The organism is Nonomuraea longispora (assembly GCF_004348345.1).
Lineage (GTDB): Bacteria > Actinomycetota > Actinomycetes > Streptosporangiales > Streptosporangiaceae > Nonomuraea > Nonomuraea longispora.
Window position 1 is genome coordinate 25,444 of sequence record NZ_SMJZ01000090.1, and the last position, 7,157, is coordinate 32,600.

At 72.4% G+C, this 7,157-nt stretch carries 6 protein-coding genes; 5 read left to right on the forward strand and 1 reads right to left on the reverse strand.

Annotated features, from left to right (window positions below; genetic code table 11):
• Positions 1–8: 8 nt before the first annotated feature.
• Positions 9–2,126, reverse strand: coding sequence for a DEAD/DEAH box helicase (locus E1267_RS23125; protein ID WP_246064167.1), 2,118 nt, complete (start codon positions 2,124–2,126; stop codon positions 9–11).
• 141 nt (positions 2,127–2,267) lie between these two features.
• Here E1267_RS23125 and E1267_RS23130 point away from each other — a divergent pair, with 141 nt between their 5' ends.
• From E1267_RS23130 to E1267_RS23145, 5 genes are all read left to right on the forward strand, one after another.
• Positions 2,268–3,806, forward strand: coding sequence for an ABC transporter substrate-binding protein (locus E1267_RS23130; protein ID WP_132334825.1), 1,539 nt, complete (start codon positions 2,268–2,270; stop codon positions 3,804–3,806).
• Positions 3,803–4,780 (forward strand): ABC transporter permease, encoded by a 978-nt coding sequence (locus tag E1267_RS23135; protein WP_246064169.1) that lies wholly within the window; start codon positions 3,803–3,805, stop codon positions 4,778–4,780. The genes E1267_RS23130 and E1267_RS23135 overlap by 4 nt, the downstream gene beginning before the upstream one ends.
• On the forward strand, positions 4,780–5,637 hold the full coding sequence (locus E1267_RS45725; protein ID WP_138208338.1) for an ABC transporter permease: 858 nt from the start codon (positions 4,780–4,782) through the stop codon (positions 5,635–5,637). Before E1267_RS23135 ends, E1267_RS45725 begins: the two co-directional genes overlap by 1 nt.
• Positions 5,634–6,530, forward strand: coding sequence for an ABC transporter ATP-binding protein (locus tag E1267_RS23140; RefSeq protein WP_246064171.1), 897 nt, complete (start codon positions 5,634–5,636; stop codon positions 6,528–6,530). Before E1267_RS45725 ends, E1267_RS23140 begins: the two co-directional genes overlap by 4 nt.
• On the forward strand, positions 6,523–7,157 hold a 635-nt coding region (locus tag E1267_RS23145; RefSeq protein WP_132334829.1), incomplete at its 3' end, for an ABC transporter ATP-binding protein. The genes E1267_RS23140 and E1267_RS23145, both read left to right, overlap by 8 nt.

Consider the following 7,157-nt stretch of genomic DNA (forward strand, 5'->3'; position numbering starts at 1 on the left):
CCGTCACCTCAATCGGCGGTGTCACCGCGGTCGAGCAGGCGGCGCTGCTCCTCCTCGACCACCTGACGGGCGAGGGTCTGCTCCGAGATGTCGACGGCGTCCGCCGCCGACTCGGCCAGGTCGCTGCGCCGGGCGTAGGCGTCGAAGAGCCGCGACTTGCGGTGCAGGATGTTCAGCATGCGCTGGTCGACCGAGTCGACGGTGAGCAGCCGGTGCACCTGCACCTTGCGCACCTGTCCCATCCGGTGGGCACGGCCGATCGCCTGGTTCTCCATGCTCGGCTTGACCTGCGGCTCGCACAGGATCACGACGGAGGCAGCCTGCAGGTTGAGCCCCACCCCGCCGGCCTGCACCTGGCTGAGCAGCACCGCGTGCCCCTTGGCCGCGGTGAACTCGTCGACCACCTGCTGCCGGCGCGCGGCGCCGACGTCGCCCGACAGCGGCCCGTGCGCACGGCCGTCCAGTTCCGCCTGTACGCAGGCGAGCACCGCGCGGAAGTAGGAGAACACGACCACCTTGAGCCCGTTGGCCTCGGCGTCCTCGACGAGTTCGAGCAGGCGCTTCAACTTGGCCGAGGTGGCGGGCTCGGCGTAGGCGGCGCGGCGCATGGCCATGAAGTTGCCGTCGGCCACGGCCCGCCGGTAGGCGGTGAAGTCGGCGCCGCTGAACTCCACCCACTCGTCCGCGTCGACCCGGTCGGGCAGCTCGGCCAGCACGTCCTGCTGGTTGCGCCGCAGGTAGACGGGCGCGACCGCCTTCCTGAACGCCTGCGCACCCGCCACCATGTCGCTGTTGCGCAGGGCGGCGGCCAGCTCGGGCCGCAGATAGGAGACCAGGACGCGGAAGTCCTCGACGCGGTTCTCCATCGGGGTGCCGGTCAGGAAGAGCACGCGGTCGACGCGCCCGCACCATGAGGCGACCGTCTGGGACCGCTTGGCCTGGGGGTTCTTGACGTAGTGGGCCTCGTCCACGACGAGCAGGCCGGGCACGGCCTTGGTATCGAGCCGGTGGAGGCTGTCGAGGGTGGCCACGGCGACGCCGCCCTGCCGCTCCCACTCCTGCTGGGCCGCGAGCCGGTCGGGCCCGTGCAGCGGGTGGGCGCGCAGGGTGCTGCGCGACTCGACCTCACGCACCCAGTTGATGAGCACGCTCGTGGGGCACGTCACCAGGAAGTGCGTCGCCCCTTTCGCCGCGAGGTGCGCCATCACGGCGATGGCCTCGATCGACTTGCCCAGGCCCATCTCGTCGCCGATGATCACCCGTTCCTGGGCGAGGGCGAAGCGGGCGCCGAACGCCTGGTAGCCGCGGAGCGACACCCGGCGGCGGGTGTCGTCGAGCGGCTGCCCGCCGACCTTGGCCGCGAGGTCGCCGGGCAGCGAGGTCTCGCCCGTCGGCAGGGGTTCGCCGGCGAGCTCGGTCAGCAGGCCGAAGTATTCGGGGGAGCGGGACTCGAAGTCGGTCCACGCCTCCAGGTCGGACGCGGGCGGGCGCAGCAGGTCGGTGGTGACCTGGGCGAGCAGCAGCGGCGTCTCCTGGGAGGTGTCGAGCAGCCCGGAGATCTCGGCCAGCGCGTCGCGCGCTTGCTGGCGCCGCTTGGGCAGCGTGAACCACATGCGCAGGCGGCTGCGCGCCGGCCGGGCCGCGGCCAGCAGCGGCCCCAGCCGCCCCTCCAGGTCGCGGGCGGCATCGAGGGCGCGCGGCAGGTCGGGGCCCACCCGCACCAGGCCGTGCAGGGCGATCACGAGGTCGGTGACCGCCTGGTCGTGGTGCTCGACGTCGATGCGCACGCTCGCGGCGTCGGCCGCCGCCCGCTCGAGCTGGCGTGCGGCCGCGTGGATGTGGCCGGCCGTGCGCGCGCCGATCCCCGGCAGTAACTGCAGCCGGTACGCCGAGGCCTCCAGCACCTGCCGCACCGTGGTGTATCCGGAACTCTCCAGCGTGGCGACCCGCAGCCGGCCGTCGGTGACGTCTTTCAGACGGGAGATCGGGACCGACTCCAGCTGCGCTCTGGCCGCGTCGAGACGGACCTTGTCGAGGGCGGCCGCGGCCTTCCGGTGCACGACGGTGTGCTCGCCCAGCAACGCGCGTGCGGCGGCGAGCAGACGGTCCGCGTCACGGAGTTCCACTGGACCCAGGATGCCGTAGCCAAGGTTGCGACCGTGTAACGGCCCGCGCGGGCGAACCGTGGCACGGGCTCCCTATGCGGCGCGCGCACCACTATTGCAACCTACTTGCAATTAATATTCACTCGCTTTAAGGTCGCCAGCATGAAGCGAAGATCCGCGCTGTTCGGGGTGTTCGTCCTGGCGTTGACCGCGTGCTCGGCTCCCTCGCAGCCCGCCCCGGCCGCGCAGGACACCGTCGTGCTGGGCCTGAGTTCGGAGCCCGACGCGCTCAACCCGGTCCTCGGTTACGCCCCGGACGGCGGCTCGCTGATGTTCGACGGGCTCGTACGGCGCACGCCCGACCTGAAGGTGCAGCCCGCCCTGGCCGAGTCGCTGCCCGAGGCGGAGGGGAAGAAGGTGGAGTTCACCCTGCGCCAGGGGGTCACGTTCCACGACGGCAGGCCGCTGACCAGCGCGGACGTCGTCTACACCTACGAGCAGGTGCTGAAGTCCGGCAACAACTCGCCGATCAGGGGCGACTACGCCGCCATCGACAAGGTCGACGCGCCCGACGAGCGCACGGTCGTCTTCCACCTCAAGTACCCCTACGCGCCCATCGTGCAGCGGGCCACGCTCGGCATCGTTCCCGACAAATCCGATTTGTCCGGCAAGCCGGTAGGGACCGGCCCGTACGCGTTCGTGTCCTGGACCAAGGGCGACAAGATCGCGCTCAAGGCCAACGAGCGCTACTGGGGCGACGTACCGGCCGTCAAGAACCTGGTGCTCGCGTACACCACGGACGACAACGCGAGGGCGACCAGGATGGCGGCGGGCGAGTACACCGCGACGGAACTGCCGCCCAAGGCGGTCGCCCGCTTCAGGGACCAGCCGGGCGTGACCGTCCACGAGGCGCCCAGCGCCGACTACCGGGGCGTCATGTTCCCGATGGACCAGCCCGTGACCGGCGACCTGGCCGTCCGCAGGGCGCTCAGCCTGGCCGTCGACCGCTCCGCGATGGTGTCGGCGATCCTCGCGGGAGCGGGCGCTCCCGCGTTCGGGCCGATCGCGCCCGGCACCGGCTGGCACGACCCCTCCGTCACCGGCTCCGCGCAACCCGACCGGGCCGAGGCCGCGGCGACGCTGGAGGCGGCCGGCTGGAAGGCGGGCGCCGACGGCATCAGGACCAAGGACGGCACGGCCGCCAGGTTCACGCTGATGTACCCGGCCGGCGACTCGCTGCGCAAGGATCTCGCCCTCGCCGTCGCCTCCGACGCCAAACAGGTGGGCATCGACGTGCGGCTCGCCGGGCTCGACTGGGACGCCATCGACCAGCGCATGGCCAAGGACGCACTGATCATGGGGTACGGCACCCCGTACGACCCCGACTACACCAACTACGAGCTGTTCCACTCCTCCTACGCCGGCCAGGGCTACTTCAATCCCGGCCGGTACGACAACCCCGAGATGGACCGGCTGCTCGACGCCGGCCGCCGAACGTCCGACCGGGCCGCCCGCGAGAAGACGTACCAGGAGGTGCAGCGGCTCATCCGCGACGACGCCGTCTGGCTGTACCTCGTCTACCTGAAGCACACCTACGTCGTCCGCGGCGGCTGGAGCGGGCTGCGGATCGGCGTCGAGGCGCACGAGCACTCCACCGGCGGACTGCTCGGCACGGTCGTGAACTGGAAGCCCGCCTCGTGACCTGGGTACGGATCGTCACCTGGCGGCTCGCCTTCACCGTGCCGCTGCTGCTGGCCGTGACGTTCGGGATGTTCGCGCTGGCCAAGGCGTCCCCCTTCGACCCCGTACGGCAGTACCTGGGCGAGCGGGCCATGATCACCAGCCCGGAGGTCATGGCCGGGATCAGGGCAAACTGGGGACTCGACAAGCCCTTGTTGGAGCAGTACGCCACCTGGCTGGGCAACCTGCTCAGCGGAGACCTCGGAGAGTCGCGGTCGCTGCGCCTGCCGGTCGCGCAGGTCATCGGCGAGCGGCTGGGCTGGACGCTGCTCGTCGTCGGCTGCGCGCTCGTGGTGATGCTCGTCGCCGGGCCGGTCGTCGGCACGCTGGCCGCCTGGCGGCGCGACTCGTGGCTCGACCGGCTCGTCACCGGCGCGGCGTACACCAACGAGGCGGCCCCGGTCTTCTGGGTGGGGCTGCTGGCGATCTGGGTGTTCTCCGTGACGCTCGGCTGGCTGCCCGCGGGCGGGCTCACCGACGCCGCCTCCACCACGGTAACGCTGCCCGACCTGCTGCGCCACATGGTGCTGCCGGTGGCCGTGCTGGCGTTCTCGCAGTCGTCCTGGTTGCTGCTGTTCGTGCGGGAGTCGGTCATCGGCGTGCTGCGCGAGGACTTCGTGACGGGGGCGCGGGCGCGCGGGCTGCGCGGGCGTACGGTGCTGCTGCGGCACGCGCTGCGCTCGGCGCTGCTGCCGTTCATCACGATCATGGGGGCCAGGGTGCCGGAGCTGGTGACGGGGGCGATCCTGGTCGAGGCGGTGTTCTCCTGGCCCGGAGTGGCCGGCACCACCATCAAGGCGGCGCTGTCGGTCGACTTCCCGCTGCTGGCCGCGCTCACCCTGCTGGCCACGCTCGCGGTCGTGGCCGGCAACCTGCTGGCTGACCTGGCCTACACGGTGGCCGACCCCCGCGTCCGCGTGCTCGGGGTGGGCTGATGACGATCGCACAGGACAACACGGGAGCAGCCCGCAGGCCGGTGCGCCGGCTGCGGCTCGCCCTCGGCACGCTGGCCGTCCTGGTCCTCGCCGTGGTGCTGGTGCCGCTGATCGTCCAGCTCGACCAGCAGCTCGTCGACCTGCGGACCGCCTCACTGCCGCCCTCGCCCGGCCACCCGTTCGGCACCGACGAGGTCGGTAGGGACGTGCTGCTCCGCTCCGTCTACGGGCTGCGCGTGTCGATCCTGGTCGGTCTGGTCGCCGCCCTGGCCAGCGTGATGATCGGCGGCCTGGTAGGGCTGGCCGCCGGCGCGGCGGGCGGAACGGCCGACCGGCTGCTCATGCGGATGGTCGACGGGTTCAACGCCCTGCCGCACCTGTTGTTCGGCATCTTCATCGTGGCCCTGTTCGCGCCCAGCGCGGTCGCCGTGGTGGTGTCGGTGGCGGTCACCCACTGGACCACGGCCGCCAGGATCGTCCGGTCCGAGGTGCTGTCACTGCGCGGCCGGCCCTTCGTGGACGCCGCCATCTCCGGAGGCTCTGGCCGGCTGCGCGTCATCCGCCGCCACTTCCTGCCCAATCTGGCCCCCCACCTGCTGCTCGCCACCGTGCTGATGATCCCGCACGCCATCTGGCACGAGACCGCGCTCAGCTTCCTCGGTCTGGGACTACCGCCCCACCTGGCCTCGCTCGGCAACATGATCAACGACGGACAGCGTTCGCTGCTCGCGGGGGACTGGTGGCCGAGTCTGTTCCCCGGGCTGTTCATCCTGCTGCCCACGCTCGCGGTCTCCGCGCTCGCCCAGCACCTGCGCGACCGGACCAACCCGCGGTGGAGATCGGAGCCGGTGTTGTGAAGCTGCGCGTCGATGGTCTGTCGGTCCGTTTCCGGCTGCCCGGCGCGGTCGTGCACGCGGTCACCGACGCCCGCTTCGAGCTGCGCGAGGGCCGCTGCCTGGCACTGGCCGGCGAGTCCGGCTGCGGCAAGTCCGTGATGGCGCACGCCCTGCTCGGCCTGCTGCCGGGCAACGCCGACGTCACCGGGCACGCCTGGCTCGGCCCGCTCGACCTGGTCGCCGCCCCCGAGAAGGTGCTGGCCAGGCAGGTACGCGGGCGCATGATCGGTCTCGTCCCGCAGAGCCCCGCCGCCCACCTCACGCCCGTCCGCACCGCCCGCGACCAGCTCGCCGAGGCGCTGCGCGAGCTCGGCCGTACGGAGGCGCCCGACGAGGTCGCCGCGCGGGCCGGGCTGCGCCCGCAGGACCTTGACCGCTACCCGCACCAGCTCTCCGGCGGCATGGCGCAGCGCGTCGCCAACGCGCTCGCCCTCGCCGGCGACCCGCCCCTGATCGTCGCCGACGAGCCCACCACCGGCCTGGACCGGCCCCTCGTGGACGCGACCATGGCCGAGCTGCGCCGCCTGTGCGACGAAGGCCGCGCGGTGCTCGTCATCACGCACGACCTGCGCGCGGCCGAGCGGGTGGCCGACGACATCGCCGTCATGTACGCCGGCCGCATCGTGGAACTGTCCGAGGCGGGCGCGTTCTTCGCGGGCCCCCGCCACCCTTACGCGCGCGGGCTGCTGGACGCGCTGCCCACCCGCGGTTTCGTCCCGATCCCCGGGCAGCCGCCCGAGCTCACCCGCCTGCCGGACGGCTGCTCCTTCCAGCCGCGCTGCGCCCAGGCGACACCCGCATGCGAAGAACTCCCCGTCATGAGCGGAAAGGGAGTGGCCTGCCACCATGCTTGAGGCCAACGGCGTCACCGTCTCCTTCGGCCGGCACCGGGTGCTCGACGCCGTCACGTTGTCCGTGGCTCCCGGCGAGGTCCTCGGCCTGGCCGGGCCCAGCGGCTGCGGCAAGTCCACCCTCGCCCGCGTGCTCGCCCTCCTGCTGCGTCCCTCCGCGGGCACGGTCACCGTCGACGGGCAGGCCGTGACGCGGTGGCGGCACCGGGCGCCCCAGCGCACCTCGATTGGGCTGATCTTCCAGCAGCCCCGGCTGGCCGTCGACCCTCTCTTCACGCTGCACGACGTGATCACCGAGCCGCTGCGCGCCGCCCGCCGGCCCCTGGAACGAGCCCGCGTCCTGGCGGAGGAGCTGGGCCTCACGGCCGAGCTGTTCGGCCGCCGGCCGCACGAGGTGTCGGACGGGCAGCTCCAGCGCGCCTGCGTGGCGCGGGCTCTGGCGCTCGAACCGCGCTACCTCATCTGCGACGAGATGACCACCATGCTCGACGCCTCCACCCAGGCCCACCTCGTCGCCAGGATCGAGGCGTACCGGGAGCGCACGGGGGCCGGAGTGCTGGCCATCAGCCACGACACGGAACTGCTCGACCGCTGGGCGCGCGGCAACGTACGCACGTGGTCACCCCACCC

Bases quoted from the DNA above. Each gene is read 5' to 3' on its own strand.
- E1267_RS23130 (WP_132334825.1), top strand. From the start codon at position 2,268: ATGAAGCGAAGATCCGCGCTGTTCGGGGTGTTCGTCCTGGCGTTGACC.
- E1267_RS45725 (WP_138208338.1), top strand. From the start codon at position 4,780: ATGACGATCGCACAGGACAACACGGGAGCAGCCCGCAGGCCGGTGCGC.